Annotated in this window: 30 protein-coding genes; 11 read left to right on the forward strand and 19 right to left on the reverse strand. The window is 51.0% G+C overall.

The features are described 5' to 3' along the window. Nucleotides 1–537: 537 nt before the first annotated feature. From murA to mlaF, 7 genes are all read right to left on the reverse strand, one after another. Nucleotides 538–1800: a UDP-N-acetylglucosamine 1-carboxyvinyltransferase gene (gene murA / locus BS639_RS11345; protein ID WP_055774437.1), complete on the reverse strand. Its 1263-nt coding sequence runs from the start codon at nt 1798–1800 to the stop codon at nt 538–540. Nucleotides 1801–1876: 76 nt separating this feature from the next. Further along, the gene (gene ibaG / locus BS639_RS11350; protein ID WP_055774434.1) at nt 1877–2131 is read right to left on the reverse strand and encodes a BolA family iron metabolism protein IbaG; all 255 of its coding nucleotides are present in this window, start codon (nt 2129–2131) and stop codon (nt 1877–1879) included. Nucleotides 2132–2294: 163 nt separating this feature from the next. After that, nucleotides 2295–2588: a lipid asymmetry maintenance protein MlaB gene (gene mlaB, locus BS639_RS11355; RefSeq protein ID WP_055774429.1), complete on the reverse strand. Its 294-nt coding sequence runs from the start codon at nt 2586–2588 to the stop codon at nt 2295–2297. Next, nucleotides 2585–3232 carry a phospholipid-binding protein MlaC gene (gene mlaC, locus BS639_RS11360; RefSeq protein ID WP_055774425.1) on the reverse strand — a complete coding sequence of 216 codons (648 nt, stop codon included), beginning with the start codon at nt 3230–3232 and terminating at the stop codon, nt 2585–2587. The genes mlaB and mlaC overlap by 4 nt, the downstream gene beginning before the upstream one ends. Before the next feature lie 11 nt (nt 3233–3243). Next, nucleotides 3244–3816 (reverse strand): outer membrane lipid asymmetry maintenance protein MlaD, encoded by a 573-nt coding sequence (gene mlaD / locus BS639_RS11365; RefSeq protein WP_055774422.1) that lies wholly within the window; start codon nt 3814–3816, stop codon nt 3244–3246. A gap of 3 nt (nt 3817–3819) precedes the next feature. Beyond that, nucleotides 3820–4602 carry a lipid asymmetry maintenance ABC transporter permease subunit MlaE gene (gene mlaE / locus BS639_RS11370; protein WP_055774419.1) on the reverse strand — a complete coding sequence of 261 codons (783 nt, stop codon included), beginning with the start codon at nt 4600–4602 and terminating at the stop codon, nt 3820–3822. A gap of 15 nt (nt 4603–4617) precedes the next feature. Next, nucleotides 4618–5421 carry a phospholipid ABC transporter ATP-binding protein MlaF gene (gene mlaF, locus BS639_RS11375; RefSeq protein WP_055774415.1) on the reverse strand — a complete coding sequence of 268 codons (804 nt, stop codon included), beginning with the start codon at nt 5419–5421 and terminating at the stop codon, nt 4618–4620. A gap of 364 nt (nt 5422–5785) precedes the next feature. On the opposite strand from mlaF, the gene BS639_RS11380 reads away from it, so the two are divergent. From BS639_RS11380 to npr, 11 genes are all read left to right on the forward strand, one after another. Continuing rightward, entirely contained in the window at nt 5786–6772 is a 987-nt protein-coding gene (locus BS639_RS11380) for a calcium/sodium antiporter (RefSeq protein WP_055774413.1), read from the forward strand. A 48-nt stretch (nt 6773–6820) separates the two neighbouring features. Then, nucleotides 6821–7804, forward strand: coding sequence for an arabinose-5-phosphate isomerase KdsD (gene kdsD / locus BS639_RS11385; protein WP_084983132.1), 984 nt, complete (start codon nt 6821–6823; stop codon nt 7802–7804). A gap of 73 nt (nt 7805–7877) precedes the next feature. Continuing rightward, nucleotides 7878–8444, forward strand: a complete 567-nt coding sequence (gene kdsC / locus BS639_RS11390; protein WP_055774408.1) for a 3-deoxy-manno-octulosonate-8-phosphatase KdsC — start codon at nt 7878–7880, stop codon at nt 8442–8444. Further along, nucleotides 8441–9022, forward strand: coding sequence for an LPS export ABC transporter periplasmic protein LptC (gene lptC / locus BS639_RS11395; RefSeq protein WP_055774404.1), 582 nt, complete (start codon nt 8441–8443; stop codon nt 9020–9022). Before kdsC ends, lptC begins: the two co-directional genes overlap by 4 nt. Next, nucleotides 8991–9542 carry a lipopolysaccharide ABC transporter substrate-binding protein LptA gene (lptA, locus tag BS639_RS11400; RefSeq protein ID WP_055774402.1) on the forward strand — a complete coding sequence of 184 codons (552 nt, stop codon included), beginning with the start codon at nt 8991–8993 and terminating at the stop codon, nt 9540–9542. The genes lptC and lptA overlap by 32 nt, the downstream gene beginning before the upstream one ends. Nucleotides 9543–9548: 6 nt before the next feature. Beyond that, nucleotides 9549–10274: an LPS export ABC transporter ATP-binding protein gene (gene lptB / locus BS639_RS11405; RefSeq protein WP_055774400.1), complete on the forward strand. Its 726-nt coding sequence runs from the start codon at nt 9549–9551 to the stop codon at nt 10272–10274. Nucleotides 10275–10320: 46 nt separating this feature from the next. After that, entirely contained in the window at nt 10321–11754 is a 1434-nt protein-coding gene (gene rpoN / locus BS639_RS11410) for an RNA polymerase factor sigma-54 (RefSeq protein WP_055774397.1), read from the forward strand. 23 nt (nt 11755–11777) lie between these two features. Beyond that, nucleotides 11778–12065: a ribosome hibernation promoting factor gene (hpf, locus tag BS639_RS11415; RefSeq protein WP_055774394.1), complete on the forward strand. Its 288-nt coding sequence runs from the start codon at nt 11778–11780 to the stop codon at nt 12063–12065. Between the two features lie 81 nt (nt 12066–12146). Beyond that, complete coding sequence (gene ptsN / locus BS639_RS11420; RefSeq protein WP_055774390.1) at nt 12147–12617, forward strand: PTS IIA-like nitrogen regulatory protein PtsN; 471 nt, start codon at nt 12147–12149, stop codon at nt 12615–12617. 157 nt (nt 12618–12774) lie between these two features. After that, nucleotides 12775–13629 carry an RNase adapter RapZ gene (gene rapZ, locus BS639_RS11425; protein ID WP_055774386.1) on the forward strand — a complete coding sequence of 285 codons (855 nt, stop codon included), beginning with the start codon at nt 12775–12777 and terminating at the stop codon, nt 13627–13629. Between the two features lie 28 nt (nt 13630–13657). Further along, nucleotides 13658–13930, forward strand: a complete 273-nt coding sequence (gene npr, locus BS639_RS11430) for a PTS phosphocarrier protein NPr (RefSeq protein ID WP_055774383.1) — start codon at nt 13658–13660, stop codon at nt 13928–13930. A 57-nt stretch (nt 13931–13987) separates the two neighbouring features. Here the strand turns inward: npr and BS639_RS11435 are convergent, their stop codons facing one another. From BS639_RS11435 to pmbA, 12 genes are all read right to left on the reverse strand, one after another. Then, a complete protein-coding gene (locus BS639_RS11435; RefSeq protein WP_084983133.1) occupies nt 13988–15901 on the reverse strand; it encodes a BglG family transcription antiterminator in 1914 nt (637 codons plus the stop codon). 15 nt (nt 15902–15916) lie between these two features. Next, the gene (locus tag BS639_RS11440) at nt 15917–17116 is read right to left on the reverse strand and encodes a lactonase family protein (RefSeq protein WP_084983134.1); all 1200 of its coding nucleotides are present in this window, start codon (nt 17114–17116) and stop codon (nt 15917–15919) included. A gap of 56 nt (nt 17117–17172) precedes the next feature. Then, complete coding sequence (gene dagF / locus BS639_RS11445; protein ID WP_055774366.1) at nt 17173–17913, reverse strand: 2-dehydro-3-deoxy-phosphogluconate aldolase; 741 nt, start codon at nt 17911–17913, stop codon at nt 17173–17175. Beyond that, nucleotides 17910–19028: a DgaE family pyridoxal phosphate-dependent ammonia lyase gene (locus BS639_RS11450; RefSeq protein WP_055774363.1), complete on the reverse strand. Its 1119-nt coding sequence runs from the start codon at nt 19026–19028 to the stop codon at nt 17910–17912. The genes dagF and BS639_RS11450 overlap by 4 nt, the downstream gene beginning before the upstream one ends. Then, nucleotides 19012–20151 (reverse strand): amidohydrolase/deacetylase family metallohydrolase, encoded by a 1140-nt coding sequence (locus BS639_RS11455; RefSeq protein ID WP_084983135.1) that lies wholly within the window; start codon nt 20149–20151, stop codon nt 19012–19014. The genes BS639_RS11450 and BS639_RS11455 overlap by 17 nt, the downstream gene beginning before the upstream one ends. Nucleotides 20152–20190: 39 nt before the next feature. Then, nucleotides 20191–20838, reverse strand: coding sequence for a DUF4310 family protein (locus BS639_RS11460; RefSeq protein ID WP_055774358.1), 648 nt, complete (start codon nt 20836–20838; stop codon nt 20191–20193). A gap of 12 nt (nt 20839–20850) precedes the next feature. After that, on the reverse strand, nt 20851–21627 hold the full coding sequence (locus BS639_RS11465) for a DUF4311 domain-containing protein (RefSeq protein ID WP_055774354.1): 777 nt from the start codon (nt 21625–21627) through the stop codon (nt 20851–20853). 79 nt (nt 21628–21706) lie between these two features. After that, the gene (locus BS639_RS11470) at nt 21707–22003 is read right to left on the reverse strand and encodes a DUF4312 family protein (RefSeq protein ID WP_055774351.1); all 297 of its coding nucleotides are present in this window, start codon (nt 22001–22003) and stop codon (nt 21707–21709) included. Further along, on the reverse strand, nt 22003–22368 hold the full coding sequence (locus BS639_RS11475) for an SFCGS family glycine-rich protein (protein WP_055774346.1): 366 nt from the start codon (nt 22366–22368) through the stop codon (nt 22003–22005). Before BS639_RS11475 ends, BS639_RS11470 begins: the two co-directional genes overlap by 1 nt. Before the next feature lie 78 nt (nt 22369–22446). Then, nucleotides 22447–22767 (reverse strand): PRD domain-containing protein, encoded by a 321-nt coding sequence (locus BS639_RS11480; protein WP_055774343.1) that lies wholly within the window; start codon nt 22765–22767, stop codon nt 22447–22449. Between the two features lie 284 nt (nt 22768–23051). Further along, nucleotides 23052–23438 (reverse strand): cytochrome b562, encoded by a 387-nt coding sequence (cybC, locus tag BS639_RS11485; protein ID WP_055774339.1) that lies wholly within the window; start codon nt 23436–23438, stop codon nt 23052–23054. A 191-nt stretch (nt 23439–23629) separates the two neighbouring features. Continuing rightward, nucleotides 23630–24970 carry a metalloprotease PmbA gene (pmbA, locus tag BS639_RS11490; protein WP_055774335.1) on the reverse strand — a complete coding sequence of 447 codons (1341 nt, stop codon included), beginning with the start codon at nt 24968–24970 and terminating at the stop codon, nt 23630–23632. Nucleotides 24971–25026: the final 56 nt, after the last annotated feature.

Below are 25026 nucleotides of genomic sequence, written 5' to 3' on the forward strand. Positions count from 1 at the left end.
AATACATACTCTCCAAATATCAAAAGAAAAATATAATCACTTAGATAATACCAAGCGATTAATGCCTCTTTATTGTCAATAACAGCATGCTAAATTTAATTTATTTTAATAATCGCGCATCAAAAAGCCATTCAACACACTATAAACACATCGTTTATCTCACCCTCATGAAAATAATTACCTACACCGTAATTATTACGCTATAATATTTATCGCTTCAAGGGTTCAGCATATAATAACGTTAAAAAATGACACACACCTCCCTCCACCAGGGATAAATAGTACCGACTAACAGGTGCAAAGTAGTAACTTTAGCCTTGAGCTTTTGGCAATGGCATGAATCGCATGCCATTTTTTTTGATGAATTAAATTAATATTAAAATATTCTTTAAAAATCGGCCATTAGATAATAATTTATTGGATAGTGAATTTTACATCGATAAAAATCGTGAATAAAAAAGCCGGAAAGGTTACCCCTTCCGGCTTTTTTATTTTTCGTCGAACTTCAACAATCAGTTCAGCGATGAACCTTGCGCATTACTCTGCGCCGCTCACTCTTTCGATTTTAGCGCCCAGTAGACGCAGTTTATCTTCGATACGCTCGTAGCCGCGATCAATGTGATAAATGCGGTCAACGATGGTTACGCCTTCTGCGATACAACCGGCCAGCACCAGGCTTGCCGATGCGCGCAGATCGGTGGCCATGACCTGTGCACCCGACAGTTTTTCAACGCCGTGGCAGATAAGGGTATGACTTTCGATTTCAGCGTGTGCGCCCATGCGGATCAGTTCTGGCACGTGCATGAAACGGTTTTCGAAAATGGTTTCGGTGATAACACCCGTACCTTCGGCCACCAGGTTCAACAGGCTGAACTGAGCTTGCATATCGGTCGGGAACCCTGGATGCGGAGCGGTGCGCAGCGTAACGGCTTTCGCGCGTTTACCGTGCATATCCAAGCTAATCCAGTCTTCACCGGTCTCAATATCCGCACCCGCTTCGCGCAGTTTTGCCAATACGGCATCCAGCGTATCGGGACGCGTTTCACGGCACACGACTTTGCCGCCTGAAATCGCCGCGGCCACCAAGAAGGTGCCGGTCTCGATGCGGTCTGGCACCACCCGGTGTACCCCGCCGCCGAGACGTTTAACGCCTTCGATGGTGATTCTATCAGTGCCTGCGCCGGTGATCTTGGCGCCAATTGCGTTAAGGAAAACGGCGGTGTCAGCAATTTCTGGCTCACGTGCGGCATTTTCGATAACGGTAGTGCCTTCGGCCAACGTCGCGGCACTCATGATGGTCACCGTCGCGCCAACGCTCACTTTGTCCATGACGATGTGCGCGCCCTTCAGGCGTCCATCAACGGTGGCTTTAACGTAGCCTTCTTCCAGCACGATTTTCGCGCCGAGCTGCTCAAGGCCGGTAATGTGCAAGTCGACCGGACGTGCGCCGATGGCACAGCCGCCAGGCAAAGAAACTTCACCACGGCCAAAACGGGCAACCAACGGGCCGAGTGCCCAGATAGAAGCACGCATGGTTTTCACCAGGTCGTAAGGCGCACGGAACTCATTTACGCCGCTCGCATCAACCCACACCGAACCATTGCGCTCGATTTTAGTACCCAGCTGGCTCAGGAGTTTGATGGTGGTATCAATGTCTTTCAAATGCGGAACGTTTTGCAGTTCTACCGGTTCTTCGGCGAGCAGTGCGGCGAACAAAATAGGCAGTGCGGCATTCTTCGCACCTGAAATCGTGACTTCTCCACTGAGGCGGGTGCCGCCCTGTACACGAAACTTATCCATTATTGCTCTCTTATCTGTTATCAAATTACTTTAGGTATAACAAAATGGCCGGCAGCTACGCGCTTGCCCGTCACCCTTAAAAACCGTTGAGCTTGCGATCGCGCTGCCATTCTTCCGGGGTATAAGCCTTGATAGAGAGCGCGTGGATGCGGTTGTCAGCAATGTATTCCATCAGTGGTGCATAAACGGTTTGCTGTTTCTTTACGCGGCTCATGCCGTCAAACATTGCACCTACCACCACGGCCTGAAAATGACTGCCATCGCCGGTAACGTGTGCTTCATCAAGTGCCAATGCGCCCATCAGCACGTCTTTAATTTCGTTAGTTTCCATATAACCCGTTTAATCGTATGGGGAGTAATAGCCGAACATATTATAGAGATCCGACCAACTCTTAAACCATCAAAAAGCCCCTGTATGAGAGTTTCAGACAGGGGCCCTGTATTGAATATTGATTTATCGCAGAATTTTTCTTCTTAGGCCTGTGCTATCCATCCTAATCGAGAGGAATTATTCCCTGCAAATTGTACAGCGTCACCAAGGTGCTCAAACGATCGGTGATACCTGAAATCTTTAAATCAACGCCGTGCTTGCCGGCGTAATCGCGCAGATGCACCAGAAGCGCCAACCCAGATGAGTCAACGCGCTCCAATTGTGCGACGTCTACGCAGGTCACGCCCTTAAGCAGGCTTGCACGCTGCTCCCATAGCGGAAGCAGCGTTTCACGGTCAAGGCAGCCACTGAGGATCAGGCATTGCTGCAATGATTCAAAGTGCAGTCCGCTACTCATTTATTGTTCTGCTGAAGAGTAATTGGCTGAGCCGCTGCAGATTTCAGACGCGCAGTCAGGCCGTCAATGCCTTTCTGGCGCAGAATGTCTGCCCACTCATTTTGCTTGGTGGTGATCATGCTCACGCCTTCAGCAATCATGTCATACGCCTGCCACTCACCCGTACGGCTATTTTTACGCCATTGGAAATCAAGGCGAATAGGAGGACGACCGCCGGGATCGGTAATGGTCACGCGGATAGCAATAATATCGGTACCGGCAGGAACAGGCTGGGCCGGTTGAACCTGGTAGGACTGATTGGTGTACATTGCCAGTGCTTGACCGTAGGCCTGTTGCAGGTAATCACTGAACGCGCTGAAGTAGGCATCGCGCTGCGCCGGTGTGGCGGAGTTGTAATAGCGGCCTAGTACCAAAGCCCCCGCGTATTTAACCTGCACGAAAGGCAGCAGCTCTTCGCGAACCACAGTGCGCAGATAATTTGGATCCTGCTTGATTTTAGGCTGTTCGGCTTTCAGACGCGAGAAGGTTGCGTCGGCCGCAGCATTCATCACGCTGTAAGGATTGGTTTTATCAACCGCAGCGGCGGCGTTGGCCGCCAGTGGTGCAATCATCAGTAAAGCAACCACCATTAAACGTTTAAACATAACTATTCCTCTTAATTACCTTGTGCCGCAGGCGCGGATGCAGTTGGAGAAGCTGGAGCAGGTGCGCTCGAGTCATCCGGCGTTGCTTTGGCATCACCCGATTTTGCAGCGTCATCTTTATCGCCGCTTTTGTAAAGGAACTGGCCTATCAAATCTTCCAGAACCATAGCCGATTTCGTGTCCTGAATGGTGCCGTCATTTTTCAAAATGGTGGTCCCCATATCAGGGTCCTGGAAACCGATATTCAGCGCCAGGAACTGCTCCCCAAGCAAACCCGAGGTGCGAATAGCCAGCGAACTGGTGTCCGGGATCTGGTTGTATTTTTGGTCGATATCCATCGCCACACGTGGCGAAAGGTTTTTATCCAGCGTGATGTTGTTGACACGACCAATCACCACCCCGCCCACTTTAACCGGTGAACCCGTTTTCAACCCGCCAATATTGTCGAAATCGGCATAAATACGGTAAGTCGGATCGGAACCGAACGAGCGAATATCGGCCACTTTCAGACAGATAAATAGCACCGCGCACAGTGCGATGAGCATGAATGCCCCAACCCAGACTTCACTCTTTTTGTTTTGCATGGCTCAATTCCCAAACATCAGTGCTGTCAGCACAAAATCCAATCCCAGCACCGCCAGTGACGAGTGCACCACGGTACGGGTCGTAGCCCGGCTAATCCCTTCAGAGGTAGGGATTGCATCGTAACCATTGAATAGCGCTATCCAGGTTACGGTTATGGCAAAAACAACGCTTTTAATCAGGCAGTTGAGCAAGTCTTTACGCCAATCTATGGCACCTTGCATCGCCGACCAGAAAAAGCCGCTGTCGATGCCTTTCCAATCAACGCCCACCAGCGAACCGCCCCAGATGCCCACGGCGACGAATATTATCGTCAGCAGAGGCATACTGATAAGGCCAGCCCAGAAACGCGGCGCTACCACACGACGCAGGGGATCGATGGCCATCATTTCAAGACTTGAAATTTGCTCGGTGGCCTTCATCAACCCAATTTCTGCGGTTAAAGCAGAACCAGCACGACCGGCAAACAGCAGAGCGGTCACGACCGGCCCAAGTTCACGCAGCAGGGACAGCGCCACCATCATGCCCAGACTGGCCTCGGCGCTGTAGGTGGTTAATATCAGATAACCTTGCAGTCCGAGCACCATGCCGATAAACAGGCCGGAGACGACGATAATCAGCAGCGACAATACCCCAACGCTGTAAAGCTGTTTTATTAATAACGGCCATTGCTTGGCAAACTGCGGCTTTCCTACCAGTGCGCGGAAAAGCAGTTGCCCTGCCCGTCCGAATGACGCACAGGTCTGTATTCCGCTGCGGCCCAATGACGCTAACGCCCTAATTAACATTGATTTACTACTCCATCATCCAAGCAGCTCGGTTTTATAATCACCAGCCGGGAAACGGAAAGGCACCGGTCCATCGGCGATACCGTCGAGAAACTGGCGAACGCGCGGGTCTGGATTATTATGCAATTCCTCAGTGGTTCCTTCAGCAATAACGTGCTGAGCGGCAACAATATAAGCATAGTCAGCAATGCTCAGAACCTCAGGCACATCGTGAGAAACGACAATGCAGGTGACGCCGAGAGCATGGTTTAGTTCGTCAATGAGCTTGACCAGCACCCCCATCGTAATAGGGTCCTGACCGACGAAAGGTTCATCGAACATGATGAGTTCCGGGTCAAGCGCAATAGAACGCGCCAACGCAACGCGACGCGCCATGCCGCCAGACAGTTCAGCAGGCATCAGCTCAGCCGCGCCGCGCAGGCCTACCGCCTCGAGTTTCATCATCACCGTCGTACGCAGTAGTTCTTCCGGCAGCTTACTGTGCTCGCGCAGCGGAAATGCCACGTTTTCAAAGACGGTTAGGTCGGTAAACAGTGCCCCAGACTGGAACAACATGCTCATTTTTTTGCGTGCTTCGTACAGTTTGCGGCGAGACAGCGTAGGTATGTTGTCACCATCAAACCAGATTTCGCCGCTGTCCGGCGCAAGTTGTCCGCCGATCAGTCGAAGCAAGGTTGTTTTACCGATACCCGAAGGCCCCATGATAGCGGTCACTTTGCCTTTCGGTACGGTCATGTTTATCTCTTCGAAAATGGGACGATCGCCACGCATGAAACTCATGCCTTTGATCTCGACCAGATTCGCTTCGCTCTGACTCATTTGTCTCTTCCCCTAGGCGAACGCAACACAAGACACCTCTTATGGTAGAACCCGCTTTATAACTTTGGCCTAAACGGCGATGCTAACACCCGACATTTTACAAAAACTTACCGCGATTGCTTTACCAAAGTTGCCTTTGATTTACTTTTAGTTCACGTACGGTCAAAATCAGACAACGGCTTAAGGTTAGTTGTTCCTGAGCAGTAAAAGTGTCAAAACACCAAGTCAGAAGCCAAGGTAAACGCTATTATGGAACCCTATTCAACGCTGCTCAGGCCCTTTGCCTGATGTCAGATTGATCGAACTCATTTTGGTTCCTTGCCAGACTTACGAACATTGCATTATACCCATTAAAGGATTTTTCATGCTTCTCGCTATCGTACTAATGATTGTCGGCCTGTTTCTGTTAGTTTATGCCGCCGATCGTTTGGTGTACGGAGCTTCGGTCCTGGCAAGCTCAATAGGTATTCCCCCTCTTATCATTGGTATGACCGTCGTAGGTGTAGGAATTTCCCTGCCCGAGCTGGTGGTATCAACAACCGCAGCACTGAACGGTCAGATGGATTTGGCCGTCGGCAACGTAATTGGTTCGAATATCACGAATATTCTTCTGATTCTAGGCGGCGCTGCGCTGATTCATCCACTTTCCGTACGTTCTGATATCTTACGCCGTGAACTGCCGTTAATGTTAATAGTGACAGTGCTTTGCGGTTTTTTACTGAGCGACAGTGAGTTAAGTCGGTTGGACGGTGTCATATTGATAGCCGCCGCGGCGATATTTTTAATGCTGATGGTAAAAATCGCCAAGATGTCGCAGCACGTCGGGCAAGATACACTGACCCGCGAGCAAATGGCTGAATTACCTCAGGACGGAAGCAACACAGTAGCATTTTTGTGGCTGGCGCTGGGGTTTATTATCATGCCGCTGGCTTCAAACATGATTGTCGACAATGCTTCAGTAATGGCCCGTTTTTTCGGCGTGAGCGAGCTGGTGATTGGGCTGACTGTGGTCGCTATCGGCACCAGTTTACCTGAGCTGGCGACTTTTATTGCCGGTGCACTTAAAGGTGAAGACGACATTGCCCTAGGCAATATCATTGGCGCAAACATTTTTAATATGTGCCTGGTTCTCGGCCTGCCCGCGCTGGTGGCTCCGGGCCATTTCAATCCCGATGCGTTTCACCGGGACTACTGGGTCATGCTGGTGGTCAGCGTAATACTGACAGGCCTTTGCCTGATGCGTAAACACCGAATTGGCCACCTGGCAGGCGCGCTTTTATTGTGCGGATTTATCGCTTATCTGGGCGTGCTTTTCTTCGTTCCGGACAGCATTACCTTCTTCAATAGGTAAGGTCCGTTTAAATATTGCGCAATTCAGAGCAAGTCACAGGAATTGACGATGACACCATTTGATTACAAGACATTTAACTTTATCGACGTCGGCAAACAGGTGCTGTTAACCGAAAGAGAAGGCCTGGAACAGCTGGATCAATACATTAATGACGACTTTAGTCGCGCCTGTGAAATGATGTTCCACTGTAGCGGCAAGATTGTTGTTATGGGTATGGGCAAATCAGGGCACGTTGGGCGTAAAATGGCGGCAACGTTTGCCAGCACCGGCACGCCGGCCTTTTTTGTGCACCCCGGCGAAGCCAGCCACGGCGATCTGGGTATGGTATCAAAGCAGGACGTCGTGATCCTGATTTCAAATTCTGGCGAATCTCATGAGATACTGGCGCTTATCCCGGTATTGAAGCGCCTGGATATCCGCCTGATCTGCCTGACTGCCAATCCGGAAAGCTCGATGGGCAAAGCGGCAAACGTGCATATCTGTGTCAAAGTTCCGCAGGAAGCCTGTCCGTTAGGACTGGCGCCTACCACCAGCACCACGGCGGTCATGGTCATGGGCGATGCCTTGGCCGTTGCCCTGCTCGAAGCGCGCGGATTTACGGCAGAAGATTTTGCCTTGTCTCACCCTGGCGGCGCACTGGGTCGCAAGCTTCTCCTGCGCGTGAGCGATATCATGCACACTGGCACCGAAATCCCGCAGGTTAGCCGAGATGCTTCTCTGCGCGATGCGTTGCTGGAAATTACCCGAAAAAACCTCGGTATGACGGTGATTACCGATGATCTGATGAAAATCGAAGGGATCTTTACTGACGGTGATTTACGTCGAATCTTCGATATGGGTGTCAACGTCAACGAGGCCAAAATTACCGATGTCATGACCACCGGCGGCATTCGGGTGCGCCCCACACTGTTGGCAGTTGATGCCCTCAATTTGATGCAGGACAAACACATTACCTGCGTGATGGTTGCCGATGGCGACCAGTTGCTGGGTGTGGTACATATGCATGACATGTTGAGAGCCGGCGTGGTTTGAACCTTGTTTAACGGGTAAACGCGCAGCGTGAGTAAAAGTTTAAATGGCGATAAAACATTAAGGAATTGCCCGAATGAGTAATAGCGCAGCCAATGTGGATACCTGTTATGGTCCCGTTAGCGCAGAAGTGCTTGAACGAGCCAAAGCTGTCCGCCTGCTGATTTGCGACGTTGACGGCGTAATGTCTGATGGCTTGATTTTCATGGGAAATAACGGCGAAGAGTTGAAAAGCTTTAACGTTCGGGACGGTTATGGCATCCGCTGCCTGATTACCTCCGATATCGACGTCGCGATTATTACTGGGCGCAAGGCCAAATTATTGGAAGATCGTGCCAAAACTCTGGGCATTCGCCATCTTTATCAGGGCCAGTCAGATAAGCTTTTGGCCTTCCGCGAACTGTTAGATACACTGTCACTGCAACCCGAGCAGGTCGCCTATATCGGTGATGACTTGATAGACTGGCCAGTCATGGAGAAAGTAGGACTCTCGGTCGCGGTAAACGATGCACACCCTATTTTGCTACCCAAGGCACATTATGTGACGCGCATAGCCGGTGGACGTGGCGCAGTACGCGAATTATGCGACCTTATTTTACTGGCGCAGGGCAAGCTGGAGGACGCCAAAGGGCTGTCGATATGAGCAAAATAAAGCTTTGGATAACCTTGGCACTGGGCCTGCTGGTACTGGTGCTTGTGGGCTGGACATTGTCGGATAGCACCGACAAGACGCCTGAGGTTGCCGTTAATAATCAGGATCCTACGTATCAGAGCCAGCATACGGTAACCGTAGTTTATGACCCCACTGGCAAGCTGAACTACCGGTTGGTCTCTGACGAGGTCAAATATTACACCACTGACTTGTTAACTTGGTTCACAAATCCAGTGGTGACCATGTATGACCAGAATGCCGTTGCGACCTGGACCCTTCGAGCCGATCGCGCCAAGTTGACCAATGATAAAATGCTGTATCTTTATGGTCATGTGCAGGTTGATAGCCTGACGCCGGCAACGTCACAGTTGCAAAGAATAAAAACAGACAATGCCCAGGTTAACCTGGTCACACAGGACGTAGCGTCAGACGACGAAGTCTTTATTTATGGTACCGGTTTTACCTCTAACGGCATGAAAATGCGTGGTAACTTGAGAAATAAAACCGCACAGCTGATCGAAAAGGTAAATACAAATTATGAAATTCAAAACCAAAAACAAAATCCGTAACCTATTGATCACGACCTCGCTGTTAGCGGTAAGTATTCCGGCGCTGGCATTGAAAACTGACACCTCTCAACCAATGACGATCACCTCTGACAATCAAGCGGTTGATATCAATAGCAACACCGTAACCCTGACAGGGAACGTTGTCGTGAAACAGGGCAGTATTCTGGTTCATGCCGACCGCGCGACCATCGTTCGTCCCAACGGGCAATCGGGTAAAGAAGTCGTGGAAGGCTTCGGTAATCCTGTAACATTTTTCCAGATGCAGGATAACGGCAAGCCTATTAAAGGCCACGCATTGAAAGTACGCTATGAAGTCGACAAAGACTTAATTACGCTGACCGGCGATGCCTACCTTGAGCAGCTCGACAGCAACGTGCAGGGCGATCGCATTACCTATCTGGTGCAACAGCAGCAGATGCAGGCCTTCAGCGACAAGGGCAAACGTGTGACCACCGTGCTGGTTCCTTCTCAGCTACAGCAAAAGACCCCTGCTGCAGCAGGTCAGAAAAAGAGTAACTGATAACTTATGGCTACATTAATCGCAGAAAACCTGGCTAAAGCCTACAAAGGCCGTAAAGTCGTTGAAGACGTGAGTCTGTCAGTAAAGTCAGGTGAAATCGTCGGCTTATTGGGGCCAAACGGCGCGGGTAAAACCACCACCTTTTACATGGTGGTCGGTATAGTTCAGCGCGATGCAGGACGAATTGTGGTTGATGATGAAGATATCAGCCTACTGCCGTTACACACCCGCGCGCGCCGCGGGATAGGCTATCTTCCTCAGGAAGCGTCTATCTTCCGCCGCCTCAGCGTTTTCAACAATCTGATGGCCGTGCTCGAAATTCGCGACGATCTTAATAAAGATCAGCGTATTGCCCGCGCCAATGAGTTGATGGAAGAGTTCCATATATCGCACCTGCGCGATAACCTCGGACAATCACTTTCCGGCGGTGAACGACGTCGCGTGGAAATTGCCCGTGCGCTGGCCGCCAATCCGAAATTCATTCTGCTCGATGAACCCTTTGCCGGCGTTGACCCTATTTCAGTCATCGACATCAAGAAAATCATCGAACACCTGCGCGACAGCGGCCTCGGCGTGCTGATAACCGACCACAACGTACGTGAAACGCTGGACGTATGTGAACGCGCTTACATTGTCAGCCAAGGGCGCTTGATTGCCCACGGTACGCCAGCAGAAATACTGCAAGATGAACAGGTTAAACGCGTTTATCTGGGCGAAGCTTTCCGTTTGTAATTGGCACGCTTTATTTTATTTGTTGTTACGGAAATAGAACCAAGATATGAAGCAAGGTTTGCAACTCAGGCTCAGCCAACAATTGGCAATGACACCCCAGTTACAGCAGGCAATCCGCCTGTTGCAACTGTCCACGCTTGAACTCCAGCAAGAAATACAATTGGCGCTGGAAAGCAACCCGCTGTTGGAACAATCCGACCTGCACGATGAAATAGACGCGAAAGAAACAACCGAAAGTGAAGCCCTGGATACCCGCGAAGCTCTCGAGCAAAAAGACATGCCCGAGGAGCTTCCGCTTGATGCAACCTGGGATGAAATCTATACCGCAGGCACGCCGTCAGGCACCGGTAACGACTACAGTGACGATGAGCTGCCGGTGTATCAGGGTGAAACGACCCAAACCTTGCAAGATTACCTGATGTGGCAGGTTGAACTTACCCCGTTCACCGATACTGACCGCGCGATTGCCACCTCCATTGTCGACGCCGTGGATGACACCGGTTATCTGACCATTTCGCTCGATGATATTCTTGAAAGTATTGGCGATGAAGAAGTCAGCATGGACGAAGTTGAAGCCGTGCTCAAACGCGTTCAACGTTTCGACCCCGTCGGCGTGGCGGCGAAAGACCTGCGCGACTGTCTGCTGATACAGCTCTCTCAATATGCCTCTGATACGCCACACTTAACGGAAGCACGGCTGATCGTCAGCGAGCATCTGGACTTGCTCGCGAATCACGATTTTCGTGCGCTGATGCGTTCAACGCGTCTAAAAGAGGATACACTCAAGTCTGCGATGATGTTTATCCAGTCTCTGGACCCTAGACCCGGGCAGTCGATCAACACCGGTGAGTCTGAGTACGTGATCCCTGATGTGCTGGTACGTAAAGTGGGTAAAATCTGGACCGTAGAGCTGAATTCCGACAGTATTCCGCGCCTGAAGATCAACCAGCAGTATGCTGCGATGGGCAATTCGGTGCGTAATGACAGCGACGGGCAATTTATTCGCAGCAATCTTCAAGAGGCCAAATGGCTGATAAAAAGCCTTGAGAGCCGCAATGACACGTTATTGAAAGTCACACGTTGTATTGTTGAACAGCAGCAGGCATTCTTTGACTTTGGTGAAGAATTTATGAAACCTATGGTGTTGGCAGATATCGCTAGCGCCGTGGATATGCACGAATCGACCATCTCCCGCGTGACCACGCAGAAGTTTCTGCACAGTCCACGAGGGATTTTCGAGCTTAAATATTTCTTCTCCAGTCACGTGAGTACGGACACCGGCGGTGAAGCTTCATCCACGGCTATCCGCGCACTGGTCAGGAAATTAATCGCGGCGGAAAACCCCGTCAAACCTCTGAGCGACAGCAAGTTAGCCACTATGCTATCGGATCAAGGCATTATGGTGGCACGACGCACTGTAGCGAAATACCGAGAGTCTTTGTCAATCCCGCCCTCAAACCAGCGCAAACAGTTGGTTTGACCTCAACCGAGAAGGAAGACATTATGCAACTCAATATTACCGGACATCACGTAGATATCACCGAGCCTTTGCGCGAATTTGTGAATACAAAGTTTGCCAAACTTGAGCAATACTTTGACCGAATTAACCAGGTTTACGTAATATTGAGTGTCGAAAGAGTGCAGAAAGTGGCGGAAGCTACGCTGCACGTAAACGGCGGCGAGTTGCATGCCACCTCGGAACATCAGGATATGTATGCCGCTATCGATGGCCTAGTTGATAAACTGGCACGACAGCTTAATAAGCATAAAGACAAACTGAAACAGCACTGATCCCATAGGCAACTATCGGCTCGTTACTCTCAGGGTTGCGAGCCGATTAGTATTTAAGGGATGAGACTAAGTGAAAATGAGATGATCAACGATACAGCACTGCAGCTGACCTCGGTATTAAATGCCGAATGCACGAAAAGCAACGTTCACTGCGCCAGTAAAAAACGCGCACTTGAAATCATCAGCGAACTGGCGGCTAAACAGCTGAACCTAGCACCGCAGGTGATTTTTGATGCCATTCTTACCCGCGAACGCATGGGCAGTACCGGGATTGGTGCTGGGATTGCTATCCCTCATGGAAAACTTGAAGAAGACACGTTGCGCGCTGTAGGCGTGTTTATTCAGCTCGAACAGCCCATTGCTTTTGATGCGGTTGACAATCAGCCGGTTGACCTGCTTTTTGCCTTGCTGGTTCCAGCCGATCAATGTAAAACCCATTTACATACTTTGTCATTGGTGGCCAAAAAGCTCGCTGATAAAGCGGTATGCCGTCGCCTGCGCAGTGCGCAAAGTGACGAAGAGCTGTTCCAGATTATTACCGAAGACGAGTAAATCGCGAAAATTACTCTTTTAAGTCAATGCCCTATAGTTTTTTAACAGCAGCAATTCTGCGATCAGGTGAATATCTCGGTGCTTACCTACGTGAGTGGCCGAGAGAAATAATACACCTGCGGTTAGGAAGACATTGGGTATTTTAGGGAGATAAACGATGGTGCTGATGATTGTCAGCGGCCGTTCTGGTTCTGGGAAGTCCGTAGCCCTGCGTGCGCTTGAGGATATGGGCTTTTACTGCGTTGATAACCTGCCGGTGGTACTGCTCCCCCAGCTCGCACAGGAGCTGGCACAGCGTAATACCTCAGCGGCAGTGAGCATTGACGTGCGCAACATGCCAGAAACGCCTGAAGTTTACGAACATGCCATGACTCAGCTGCCAGACAGCTTCTCACCCCAGTTGCTGTTTCTGGACGCCGATCGCAACACGCTGATCCGTCGCTATAGCGACACGCGGCGTTTACACCCTCTTTCTAGCAAGAATCTGTCTCTTGAAAGCGCCATCGATCAAGAGGCCGAACTGCTTGAGCCTTTGCGCTCCAGCGCCGACCTGATTATTGATACCTCAGAGATGTCGGTGCACGAACTGGCTGAAATGCTGCGTACACGGCTGCTTGGCAAGCGCGAACGTGAATTGACCATGGTGTTTGAGTCTTTTGGATTCAAACATGGCATTCCTATTGATGCAGACTATGTGTTTGACGTACGTTTCTTACCTAATCCGCACTGGGATCCAAAGCTTCGCCCGATGACCGGTCTGGATAAACCCGTTGCCGCCTTCCTTGACCGCCATACGGAAGTTCATAACTTTATTTATCAGACGCGCAGCTATCTCGAACAGTGGTTACCGATGCTGGAAACCAACAATCGCAGTTATCTGACCGTCGCTATCGGGTGTACTGGCGGGAAGCACCGGTCGGTTTACGTGGCTGAAGAGCTGGCCGACTACTTCCGCTCCCGTGGAAAAAACGTACAGTCACGCCATCGTACGTTAGAAAAACGCAAACCATGACGGTTACTCTTGATGACGGTAAAAAGCTATGTCGATAAAACAAAAAGTTGAGATAAAAAACAGGCTGGGCATGCACGCTCGTCCGGCAATGAAACTGTTTGAGCTGGTACAAAGTTTTGAATCGGAAGTCATGTTGCGTAACGATGCAGGAATTGAAGCAGAAGCTAGCAGCGTCATCGCCCTGCTGATGCTCGACTCTCCTAAAGGTCAGGAAATAGAAATTGAAGCCACCGGTCCCGACGAAGCCGAAGCGCTGGCTGCTGTCCTCAATCTGATTAATTCAGGTTTTGACGAAGACTGATTTTCCCTGATTCATCTCACAGGGCAGCCATCACTGCCCTGCTGTCCTTCCACCGTTTTAAATTCTGCTTAAACAGTCAATGGCAATTGCCTTGAAACTGTCAAAGTCTTGACTGCTTAACAGTCGGCTCATTGACCTCTCACGCACGAAGGTGACAAACAGGTCATAGATGGCCATCGCCTCCTCGTAGTCCGCCTTGCTGATCGCCAGCAGGAAAATAACGTGTGCCGTTTCGCCCTCACCCCATTTAATGCCCTGTGGGGAAAGCACGGTGATCACCACGGTTTTTTTCGCCAGCAGGCCCAATGAGTGCGGCAGCGCGATACCTTCGCCGAGCATGGTCGATACAATTTCTTCACGCTCGACCACCGACGGATAAAACTCTTCATCAACATACCCCTCTTCCTCAAGCTGGGAGCAAATCTTGCGGAAAAGCTGCGCCTGCGTCATCGGTTCATCAAGGCGCATAAAATGGCGTTGATCGAAGAATTTCTCGAGCATATACGGGCGCGTGCGATCCACTAGCACCAGCTTACCGAGCTGTTCCATCTGATATTCGGTAGGAAAAGGCGAAAGCACCACCACCGGCTTATTGCGCTCGGTTACGCGGGCATTGGCGATAATAAAATCTTCATCAATGTGCTGAAGCTTTTCATAATCGCGCAGTGAGATTATTTGAGTAATAACAATTTGTGGAAACTTACGGCTAATCTGCGCCTGAATCATGCGAATGGTGGAATTACCGGTGTCGCACACCAGCATCGCCTGCGGATGACGCTGATAGCCAATGTTGTAGTGCCGCTCTAGCCCAACGCCAATGTGCAACACCAAGAAGCCGATTTCATTTTCACTCAGACTATATGGAGTGTATTTCCCCCAGCTTGATACCGCCGCCAGCGTCACATCATAGGCCATCGGATAGTGCTGCTTAATATTATTAAGCAGCGGGTTAGGAATATTAATCTGATATTTAACCCGAGTGATCATGGCCTTGATATGCGTCAGCAGATCCGAGCGAAGCTGTTTATCGCCTTGCAAATCATAATTATAGTGGGCATTGATGTACGACAGAATGTAATCGACCAGCGATTCCTCGTCATCGGCATTAATGTCGGTAGGTAAAATGCTCTGCACCCGCCGCACGGCAATATTTACCCGCAGATAGGCCTCTTCGGCGGCAGGGATCTCTTTGCCGACCATTCTTTTAAGTTCGGCGGCCAGTTTTACCGAAATTTGCTTAACCGCCGGCTCTTCCTCTTCGGCGTCAAAGTCGGTCAACGGATAACCGCCGGCGATGCGCTTCACGGCCACCGCGCAGTAAAGGATCAGATACTGCTCACCTTCATCGGTCAGTTGAATCGACGACTGCGTCAACAGCTGGTGCATAAAATCGGTCAACGGCAGTAGAGCCTCGGACTCAAGGCTCTCGGCTTTAAGAAAGGAGCTGATTTGATCGTCGTTGTTTAGCTGAAACAGCAGGTCGGTAAGGCAGGCGCGGATCGCCAGCTCAGAGCCGAATAGCTTCATACCATAGCGCGGCTTAGTCTCAATATTTAAATGATAGCGGGCAAGATGCTCTCGCACCTCCGGCATATCATTTTGCAGTGTACCCCGGCTGACGAACCATTCGTCGGCCAGGTCTTCCAGCTTTAATGAAAATGATGAGGTCAAAAAACGGATCAGCAGTCGATTAACCCGCTCCGCCGCAGTGCGCGGCGTGGGGTTGGTCGATTTACCGGGCTGTTGCAGAATAGAAAACAGGGCAGCATCTTCAACTTTCAGCTGATAACCGCTGCCGCGGTTGTGTACAAAGCACGCGCCGTACTGCTGCATAATTTCATTGAGCGCAGTAATATCGGCACGCACCGTGCGCGTGGAGACTTCCAGACGCTTTGCCAGCTCATCCTGCGGCAACGTTTCCGTCTGTAATGCATCAAACAGTACTGCCAATCGTTGGTAAGGAAATCTCACGTAAACCTTCTGTTTTCAGGGCACCATCACCATCTGCGACGGGCTGCCAACCGCAGTATAGTCGTCTACAAAAATTAATTTTCCGCTGCCACTCTCAACCTTGAAGCGAGTAATATTGTCACTGCGCTGATTCAGGGCATAAACAAATTTGCCGTCAGCTGACAGGGTCAGCGTGCGTGGATAATCGCCACGCGTCCAGAACTCATCTGCCCAGCGCATTTCTCCGCTGCCGGTGACAGTAATCTGCGCAATGCTGTTGTGTAAACGGTTGGCAACGTACAAGTGCTTGCCATCTTTACTCAACACAATACCGGCGGCAAAATTAGTGCCTTTGAAATTCGGTGGAAGTGTTGAAAGGCTGTGCAACTGCGTTAAGGTGCCCGTGGCCTTGTCAAAATGATAGCTGGTCAGTACCGAAGCTTCCTCATTGACCAGGAACACTACGTCACCGTTGGGATGAAACACAAAATGACGCGGCCCAGCACCGGCGGATGAGGCATTGATAAACGCCGGGGAGTTGGCCTCAAGCTGACCATTGGACGAATTCAGCTTCCACTGATAAATACGGTCCAGCCCGAGGTCAGTCGAGAATACATACTTACCGCTGGGATCGGTGGCAATCATGTGCGCATGCGGGCCATTGTGGTCACTGATGGCAAAGCTACCCTCAGCTGCGGCGGCAGGCTTACCCGCACCCGCAGGACCTTCGTCCTGATGCACCGAGCTGGCGTCTCCCAGCTTGCCACTGCCGTCTATCGGAAACGCTGCCACAATACCGCTGATATAGTTGGCCACCAGCAGGCGATCGCCACTCGGCGTTAACGATAGATACACCGGCCCCGCCCCCTGAGAGTCCACCTGATTAATCAGACTCAGGCTGCCGTCTTCGGGATTGATATGGTAAGCGGCCACAGAGCCGTGCTTGCCGCCGTTGTAATTATCTACCTCACTGCCGATGTACAGCGTTTTACCACCGTGGCCCACCACCATCTGCGCCTGGTTTGGCAATTTGCTGACCAGAACTTTGTCACTGAGGGCTCCGGATTTGGCGTCTACCTTAAAGCGATAAACTCCTTCACCGTTCGGGTTGTAAGTACCTACGTAAGCGTAATGTGCTGTCTCGGTTGTCATTGCCTTCTCTGCTGCATACAGCGGCATGGCAGAAACTGCCATCAGCGCTGAGGTTAAACCTGAAATACGTAGCCAGTTTCTCATAGTTCCTCTTATGCTTTTAATGGAAATAACAACTACTTACAACCTGAAAGTGCAGATTAACCGATCAGGCGCTTAACGCTGGCCAGCAGCGTTCTCACATCCTCAGGACGCGTATTGCCGCTGGCGCTGTCGATAATAGAGCTATAGATGTGCGGAATGATTTTGCTGACGCCAGCTTCGAGGGCAATTTCCATTATCGCGTCGAAGTTTTCTAAATCGATGCCGCCGGTGGGTTCGAGCCAGAAGTCCTGTTCGGCACAGGCGCGGGCCACGAAGGCAAACTCTTCGCGCGTTTTCAGACCGCCCATTGGGAAATATTTAACTGAGCTGCCACCCATGTCTTTCAGCAGGGCAATGGCCGTGTCGACCGGCACAATGCCGTCGTTGGCCGTCGAGCTGAGCGGACCGGTAGAAATTTTCACGAAGCCGACTTTACCCGTTGGAGAAATCAGGCCATTGACTACGCTGTCGTTCTGACCCAGCAGTGCACGGCTGGTGCCTACGCCGGTGAAAACCTGGTTCACGTGCTGCGGCTGAACCTGCTGAGAAATCTGACTCACCATCAGCGACTGGCGCGGATCGCCCGCCCCCAAGCCCACGGAAAGCGCATTTTCAATTAGCGCAGCGTACTCTTTCATGTCAGCGACGGCGCTTGCCACATCGGCATAATTTTTTGATAACACGCCCACCAGCACGTGACCTTCTGCGGCCTCGTAAATGTCGCGGGCATTGTCTTTAGAACCGGCCAATACGTTAAGGCAGACACGGTCGCGATAAAAATTCGGGGTCAGCTTCATGCTTTCTCTCCGGTAAACAGAACCTTGAAACACTGTGCAACGGTGACCAGCTGTGAGGGGGTTACGCTGCGCACGTCGACGTCAATTTTTCCTTCGTTGGCCCGATAGCCACGGAAGTAGATCGCAATTTCACCGGTTTTCATCGCATCGACGATAGCTTTGGTTTTCCAACCAAGCACCGCTTCGTCAAAGGTGATTTCAGTACGGGCGATGTCACGACCTGCGCTGTCCCAAACCACCTGCGCCGATACGCCGTTCAATGCGTTCAGGCTGCTGATAAACGGTGTCATCTTGTCGACCATTTCCTGACCGGTTGTTTTGGGCTGGGTAATATAGCTTTCAATCGCCTGAGTCAGACCGAGGATGCCCTCTTTGCCCACTTTCATAGCACGACCGATGCCGCCAGACTGCAATTTCACCCACTCAACGTACTGTTTTTTGCCCAGCACCAGTCCGCTGGTCGGGCCTTCAATCGCCTTGGCACCGCTGTAAATCACCAGGTCAGCGCCCATTTCGTAATAACAGGTCAAATCTTCTTCCGCCGCCGCATCGACGATCAGCGGGATATTGTGTTCGCGCGCCACGTCGGCGGCTTCGGCAACCGATAAAATACTTTTCTGCACCGAATGGTGTGACTTGATATACATAATGGCTGCGGTACGCGGAGTGATGGCTGCGGCCAGCTGTGCGGCCGAACATTCGTTGGCATAGCCCGCCTCTCTCACTTTGCCGCCGCCCATCGTCACCATGGTGGCGACCGGCGCACCAAAGTTAACGTTGTGGCCTTTCGGCAGAACAATTTCGTTTGGCACAGTCAAGGGTTCGGCGTGCAGATTTTCAAGCAGCCAGGCATCGTCTTTGACGATCACAGCGGCGACTGACTGGGCGATACCGGCCGAGGCGCAGGAAACTACAACCGAACTTTCAACGTTGAGCAGCTTGGCGATATAGGCACCGGTTTTATTCACCAAATCCTTCATCTCGAAGAAATGGTTTAAACCCGTATTGACCACCTCAGCCACGTCGGCGCGCGGGGTAGACACACCCAAAATAGTCATGCGGCCTGAAGCATTAATGACTTGTTTTAAATCGTACTTCTCATAGATTGAAGACATTTTTTGACTTCCCTTCATCTGTTAATAGCAGCTCACCGGCAACGATTGCCGCCAGCGGCACCAGAATGCGGTCACCCTCGACCGTCAGACCTTCCGAATCGATAAACACCTGCGGCGCATGTTCAATATCAAATAGGGTTAAATCGGCATCACAGCCCAGGTCAAGACGCCCCTTGGACGGCAAGCGCAGCGCATCGGCGGCGTGACGCGTGACGCAGTCGATCACCTGAGGCAGCGAAAGGCCCACGCTAAAGAATTTGGACATCACCGTCGCCAAGCTGTGCACCGGTCCAGCCAGTCGATTGCGGCAATAAATATCGGAGCTGATGGTGTGCGGAATGATGCCCTGTTTAATCGCGACTTCAGCCACGGCGAAGCTAAAGCTGGCCGAGCCGTGCCCAACGTCAAGCAGCACACCGCGCTCGAGCGCGCGTTTTATTGCCTCACGCAGCTGCCCTTCAGGGGTTAGGATGCGGTTAGGCTTGCCGTTATAGCAGTGGGTGATAATGTCGCCGGACTCGAGCACGTCGGCAATTTCATCGAGATTGGGTGGATTATTACCAATGTGCACCATCAGCGGCAGACCGCCGTTTTCCTGCTGCATCTCTTTGGCAATAAACAGCGGTTTGATGCCGTTTTTACCGACCACGCTGCTGCTCATGCGTGCTTTAAGACCGATGATAAAGTCAGGATTATTCGCCATCGCCTGACGCACGCCGACTTTATCTATCTGACTCATGTCCGCCAGTTCGTTTTGCGTCACGATACCGGTGCGGGCAATGTTCAAAAAAGCGAAGACGTTGGTTTTGGCATCACGGGTGATTTGATAGAAATCATCGACGTCGTTGGCGCCGGTGCTGCCAGCGTCAATCACCGTCGTCACCCCGCTGCCAACGCCCACCAGGTCAGGCTCGTCGTAATAGATTGGTGATTTTGCATAGCAGTGAACGTGAGAGTCGATCCAGCCTGCGCTGACCCAATATTGGCCCTTGAGATCAAGCGTTCGGGTGGCGGTCGCCTCTGCGGCAAGCTGACCTACTGCGGCCAGCTTGCCGTCCAGAATGGCGATATCAGTCAGGCTGCCGTCTGCATTTTTTGCCTGTCTGAGGATCAAATCATACATACGACATGTCTCCTTAAACTCTCTATCGATAACAATCTGTTATAGCGAAATCGGGAAGATAGCACCGAGGATCATCGCGCCAAGAATAGCGCCACCGGTCAGCGGTTTTTTCCAGATGTAAAACACCAACGCGCCAAGCAACGAACCCAGACCAATCGGAATAGATGCCGCCATGGCAGAAAGAATAATCAAAGGTCCGAGGAAGCGGCCTGTCGCGTTACCCGCGCCCATCATGACGTCGGCACCGTAGGTAGAGTTACCCTGATTGATGGTAAATTTACGAGCCAGAACAATGATGTAACCTACTGCCAACCCTAATACCAAGCCCGTCACCAGGGAGGCCGCGAAGTTAGCGACTGGGAAAACGATGCCCGCACCAAGCAGCAGCGCAGGTACGCCGAGGCCAATACCGGTCTGAATGGCGCCACCGATATCAAGAATACCGACCAGTGAACCTTCAATGATGCGCGCAAACAGGAAGCTGGCACCGAAGGCAGCTACCGCGCCATAAACGCCAGTGTCCATTCCCGAACGCAGCATCGAAACAAATGCCACTTCGTTGAATGCACCAATGCCGTACAAGTAGTACATGTGCGTACCGGCAAACACACCGGCAGAGAGTAATCCGACAAAGATCGGGAACGACCATTCGGCGTACCAGAAACCACTTTTGGCTTGTTCTTCCATTTTCATGTCCCCTTATTTGCCACTGAGTGAGTTGTGGATGCCGTTCAGCCACGTTGGGACGTCAAGCATGAAAGACTGCAACAGTTTCACGTCAAATCCACGGAAGAAGCCGCTCAGCACGAACAGAGCAATAATCGCGCCCATCATCACTTTAGTGACGTGGTTCCAACCGCCCTCTTCAACGCCTTTGCCGATCAGAATACCCAGCACCAGACCCGGTACGGCGTTGCCCATAATCATCTGCGCCAGACCTCCAAAAATGGTGCCCCAGAAGCCTGAACGACGACCGGCATCAATCGCCGCCAGCCAGAAGATAACCGGCATCACAGTGTTGACCAGCATGTTGGCAGCAGGTACCAGCACTTTGATTGCCGTGACCTGTAGAGCAGGCGGCACCGCAGAGGCGGTAGTGTTCAGGAAGGCAACGACAATCATGCCGATGATGCCGCCAGCAATCGCCATTTTGCGTGGATCGTGCAGGGTTTCTGCCACGTTGCGATTCTTCATCATCAACACGGCGGCGGCCCAGTTAGGAATAATGCGGTGGTCGACATCCTGAGTGAAGGAGCCTGCCGCCACGGATGACGCCCAGGCGTTGAAGAAAAAGCCCAGTCCGAAAGAGAAGTGTGAAGCCGGATCGCCTTCGCAAGAATTTAGCTCGCCCAGCGTACGAAAAGCCCCCATCCCCTGTACGGTGGGTGCGTGGAACATACGTGCAGCGCCTGCACCTACGCCAACGCCCACCAATCCGCCGATAATAAGCGACTTGAATAAGATAATTAAAAACATCAGGTTATCCTTGTGATTTTATATACTCGGCAAGAAAAGCTGCGCACCCTGCGGCGACAGCTCTCCCTGTGGCGAATATTTATTTCTTGGTGAATATGACCTGTTCGGTATTAATCACGGTCATATTGACGGTGATGTCTAACGCGACGTAATAACTCTTCCTTTCCCTGGCCAGAAAGAAGAACAAAAATTTCTCTCTGGTAACCTTCTCTTCTGCTGTAATGACCTTGACGTCCTGCGGTTCAATGCGCAGCAAAATATTATCAGTAGATTTAAGAACGGTTCTTTGGACCTGGCTAAGCGCCGAGGAAAAAGCCGCGGCTTTTGTCTCGCCTTTTCCCTCAACCTTGACCGTGGTCGTCAAATTCTGCTTCATTACGGCTGGCCATTTTTCTTGATATAAGTTTCAACCAATTTTTGACCCAGTTCTTCTTTGTCCATAAAGCCAAAGCCCAGTACGGTACAACCTTCGTTAATTGCCGTTACGCCTTCATCAACAGAACGCATACCGTGTTTGGCTTTGTATTTATATTTATTCTGAGCAGTGATTGCACCTGCACCGCCGCTGCCACAGAAGGAGATACCAAAGGTTGCGCCTTCTGCATTCATCACGTCGCCCAGTTTCATGTCGGCCGCAACACCAGGAATAACAATGGCTTTACCGCCCGCTGCTTCTACGCCTGCTGCAACTTTCTGGCCTTTACCTAAGCGGTCGCCGATAACTACGATGACTTGTCCCATATTTAAACTCTCCAGATAAGTTGTTTATGACGTTAAAAATACGACGTTATGAATAAATAGATTTAAAAATCTTCACGATTAGTGGTTATTATCTTTCGCCACTTCGAAATGTACCGAGAGTAAATAGGCTTCCTCGATCGGCAAGTTATCCAGCATCTCGACAACCTTTTCCGCCATTGTCATCGACTCTGCCGATATTTCATCAAACAGTTCTTTTTCAACTTCCGGCAATGGCTCGCCGGTAATAGAGCGCAACACCATGGCTTTAACGTGAGAAGTTAACATCTGTTGCTGAACGTCGTTGGTAAATATATTTTCAGCGTTCAACATCTTTTGAATATCAGCCAATAACTGTTCGGTTCTTTCTGGCGCATCTTTTAATTCAAGTGCATTCTTCATAACAATCTGCTCTGCCCCTTTTACAGATGCGATCCCATTATTTACTGGCAACCACTTTCATCTGTTCTTACCCTACTCGCATGACGAATTAGTGTGTAGACGGTTTTTTTCCAGTTCAAACTGGAAATGGCGAGCACTGAGCAGATCCATTTCTCAAAAATGCAATTGGAAGGCACATACCGCGCGTCGATTAAGATTTAGCAGTGGAAATGACTGAGAAATGCGGGGAGGTCAATGTCCCTTCCCCATTCATTTTTAAACGGGGAAGGGTATAGAAACGGGGACTATCTGAATTTCTTATGATTTTCGTTACGAGTTTCTTTAAAGCCTTCGGCCTCTTTCTTCGCATCGGCCATTTTATCGGCTTTTGCCAACTCAGAGGCTTTATCGATCTGACCAATCAGCGTATCTAGACCTTTGTGATAATCCTGAATCTCAGGGCTATTATCAGGCTTGGAGTCGAATTTAGGCGGTTTGGATTTTTTGGCATCCTGCGCAGCAGCCTTCATTTTTTCCAAACCGGACAGGAAGTCAGCCTTGCTGTCAGTCTTCAAAATCTTGCCGTAGTTATCGGCAATCGTGTCCATATCTGTTTCTAAATCGGCCGCCATTGACTGGATACTCCAGCCCAGCAGGGCAACCGTCGCTAATGCAATAACATGTTTACGCATGCTTACCTTCCATTTATTTTTTGATTTATTAGAAATAACGACATTGTTTATGGGACTATTGCTGCCATTAACATAAGTGCAACACCAGGCAATTGGCACCCCTTTTTTGTAAAGAATGTTAAGCGACAGAGTGTTGAGCAGCAGAAAGGCAGCGACGGCGGGCCCGTCGCTGTTATAGAAGAGGTTACGGTTTATTCGCCGGCGATTTTCATCTCTGGCAGGATAATGGAGCCACACTGAATATTGCTGCGCGTTTCAATGTCGCTGCCAATGCTAACCATGTTGCGCAGCATATCTTTCAGGTTACCGGCGATGGTTATTTCGCTAACCGGATACTGAATTTCACCGTTTTCGACCCAGAAACCGGCCGCACCGCGTGAGTAATCGCCGGTGATGCCGCTCACTGCCTGCCCCATCAACTCAGTCACCAGCAGGCCTTTGCCCAACTTACGCAGCATCGCGTTAAAATCGTCACCTTGACCCGCAATGCGCCAGTTGTGAATGCCGCCCGCATGGCCGGTGGTTTGCAGTCCGAGTTTGCGAGCGGAGTAGCAGGTCATTAGCCAAGTTTGCAGTACGCCCTCTTTCACAATATCGCGGCGCTGGGTGCGAACGCCCTCGCTGTCGAATGGCGTTGACGCCATGCCCTTCAGCAAATGCGGATGTTCTTCAACGGTAACCCACTCAGGAAGAATCTGTTTACCCAGACTGTCGAGCAGGAAAGAAGATTTTCTATAGATGCTGCCACCGCTAATTGCCCCGACTAAATGCCCAAACAGGCCGGTTGCGACTTCGGCAGCAAACATTACTGGCGCTTTCATGGTCGGCAGTTTGCGTGGAGAAAGGCGTGACAGCGTACGGCGAGCGCACTCTGCACCTACCCATTCAGGGCTTTTCAGTTCGTCCATTGAACGGGCAATGGTATAGGCATAATCGCGCTCCATATCACCCGCCGCTTCGGCAATGACTGATGCAGAGAGGGAGTGACGGGTCGAACAATAGCTTTTCAACATGCCGTGGCTGTTGCCGAACACGCGAATTCCGTAATGGCTGTTGAAGCTGCCACCTTCGGTATTGGTAATGCGTTTATCCACGGCCAGCGCGGCTTGCTCGGCGCGCGCTGCAAGCTCTATTCCACGATCGGCGTCGAGTTCGGTTGGGTGAAATAGGTCGAGATCCGGGGCGTCAAAGGCCAGCATCTGCTCATCGGCTACGCCCGCGAAAGGATCTGGCGAGGTGTAGCGCGCGATGTCCAACGCCGCCTGCACGGTGCGAGCAATCGCGTCCGGGCTGAGATCGGTAGAGGACGCGCTGCCTTTACGTTGTTGATAGTAAACGGTAATACCGAGTGCGCCGTCGCTGTTAAACTCAACATTTTCAACTTCACCAAAGCGGGTGCTAATCCCAATACCGGTTGTTTTGCTGACTGCCACTTCCGCGCCGTCAGAACCAGCTTTCGCTAACTCCAGAGCCTGCGCCACGGCCTGTTCCAGCGTTTTACGTTGCTCAGCCACTTGAGTGGTTACGTTCATCAGCCCGCCCTTCTTTAAAATAAGGTGTTAAGTAAAAAGTTGCAGATAATTACTTT

The organism is Rouxiella silvae (assembly GCF_002093625.1).
Lineage (GTDB): Bacteria > Pseudomonadota > Gammaproteobacteria > Enterobacterales > Enterobacteriaceae > Rouxiella > Rouxiella silvae.

Coding starts and splice junctions, on each gene's coding strand:
- murA (WP_055774437.1), bottom strand. CDS start 1,800: ATGGATAAGTTTCGTGTACAGGGCGGCACCCGCCTCAGTGGAGAAGTC.
- ibaG (WP_055774434.1), bottom strand. CDS start 2,131: ATGGAAACTAACGAAATTAAAGACGTGCTGATGGGCGCATTGGCACTT.
- mlaB (WP_055774429.1), bottom strand. CDS start 2,588: ATGAGTAGCGGACTGCACTTTGAATCATTGCAGCAATGCCTGATCCTC.
- mlaC (WP_055774425.1), bottom strand. CDS start 3,232: ATGTTTAAACGTTTAATGGTGGTTGCTTTACTGATGATTGCACCACTG.
- mlaD (WP_055774422.1), bottom strand. CDS start 3,816: ATGCAAAACAAAAAGAGTGAAGTCTGGGTTGGGGCATTCATGCTCATC.
- mlaE (WP_055774419.1), bottom strand. CDS start 4,602: ATGTTAATTAGGGCGTTAGCGTCATTGGGCCGCAGCGGAATACAGACC.
- mlaF (WP_055774415.1), bottom strand. CDS start 5,421: ATGAGTCAGAGCGAAGCGAATCTGGTCGAGATCAAAGGCATGAGTTTC.
- BS639_RS11380 (WP_055774413.1), top strand. CDS start 5,786: ATGCTTCTCGCTATCGTACTAATGATTGTCGGCCTGTTTCTGTTAGTT.
- kdsD (WP_084983132.1), top strand. CDS start 6,821: ATGACACCATTTGATTACAAGACATTTAACTTTATCGACGTCGGCAAA.
- kdsC (WP_055774408.1), top strand. CDS start 7,878: ATGAGTAATAGCGCAGCCAATGTGGATACCTGTTATGGTCCCGTTAGC.
- lptC (WP_055774404.1), top strand. CDS start 8,441: ATGAGCAAAATAAAGCTTTGGATAACCTTGGCACTGGGCCTGCTGGTA.
- lptA (WP_055774402.1), top strand. CDS start 8,991: ATGAAATTCAAAACCAAAAACAAAATCCGTAACCTATTGATCACGACC.
- lptB (WP_055774400.1), top strand. CDS start 9,549: ATGGCTACATTAATCGCAGAAAACCTGGCTAAAGCCTACAAAGGCCGT.
- rpoN (WP_055774397.1), top strand. CDS start 10,321: ATGAAGCAAGGTTTGCAACTCAGGCTCAGCCAACAATTGGCAATGACA.
- hpf (WP_055774394.1), top strand. CDS start 11,778: ATGCAACTCAATATTACCGGACATCACGTAGATATCACCGAGCCTTTG.
- ptsN (WP_055774390.1), top strand. CDS start 12,147: ATGATCAACGATACAGCACTGCAGCTGACCTCGGTATTAAATGCCGAA.
- rapZ (WP_055774386.1), top strand. CDS start 12,775: ATGGTGCTGATGATTGTCAGCGGCCGTTCTGGTTCTGGGAAGTCCGTA.
- npr (WP_055774383.1), top strand. CDS start 13,658: ATGTCGATAAAACAAAAAGTTGAGATAAAAAACAGGCTGGGCATGCAC.
- BS639_RS11440 (WP_084983134.1), bottom strand. CDS start 17,116: ATGAGAAACTGGCTACGTATTTCAGGTTTAACCTCAGCGCTGATGGCA.
- dagF (WP_055774366.1), bottom strand. CDS start 17,913: ATGAAGCTGACCCCGAATTTTTATCGCGACCGTGTCTGCCTTAACGTA.
- BS639_RS11450 (WP_055774363.1), bottom strand. CDS start 19,028: ATGTCTTCAATCTATGAGAAGTACGATTTAAAACAAGTCATTAATGCT.
- BS639_RS11455 (WP_084983135.1), bottom strand. CDS start 20,151: ATGTATGATTTGATCCTCAGACAGGCAAAAAATGCAGACGGCAGCCTG.
- BS639_RS11460 (WP_055774358.1), bottom strand. CDS start 20,838: ATGGAAGAACAAGCCAAAAGTGGTTTCTGGTACGCCGAATGGTCGTTC.
- BS639_RS11465 (WP_055774354.1), bottom strand. CDS start 21,627: ATGTTTTTAATTATCTTATTCAAGTCGCTTATTATCGGCGGATTGGTG.
- BS639_RS11470 (WP_055774351.1), bottom strand. CDS start 22,003: ATGAAGCAGAATTTGACGACCACGGTCAAGGTTGAGGGAAAAGGCGAG.
- BS639_RS11475 (WP_055774346.1), bottom strand. CDS start 22,368: ATGGGACAAGTCATCGTAGTTATCGGCGACCGCTTAGGTAAAGGCCAG.
- BS639_RS11480 (WP_055774343.1), bottom strand. CDS start 22,767: ATGAAGAATGCACTTGAATTAAAAGATGCGCCAGAAAGAACCGAACAG.
- cybC (WP_055774339.1), bottom strand. CDS start 23,438: ATGCGTAAACATGTTATTGCATTAGCGACGGTTGCCCTGCTGGGCTGG.
- pmbA (WP_055774335.1), bottom strand. CDS start 24,970: ATGAACGTAACCACTCAAGTGGCTGAGCAACGTAAAACGCTGGAACAG.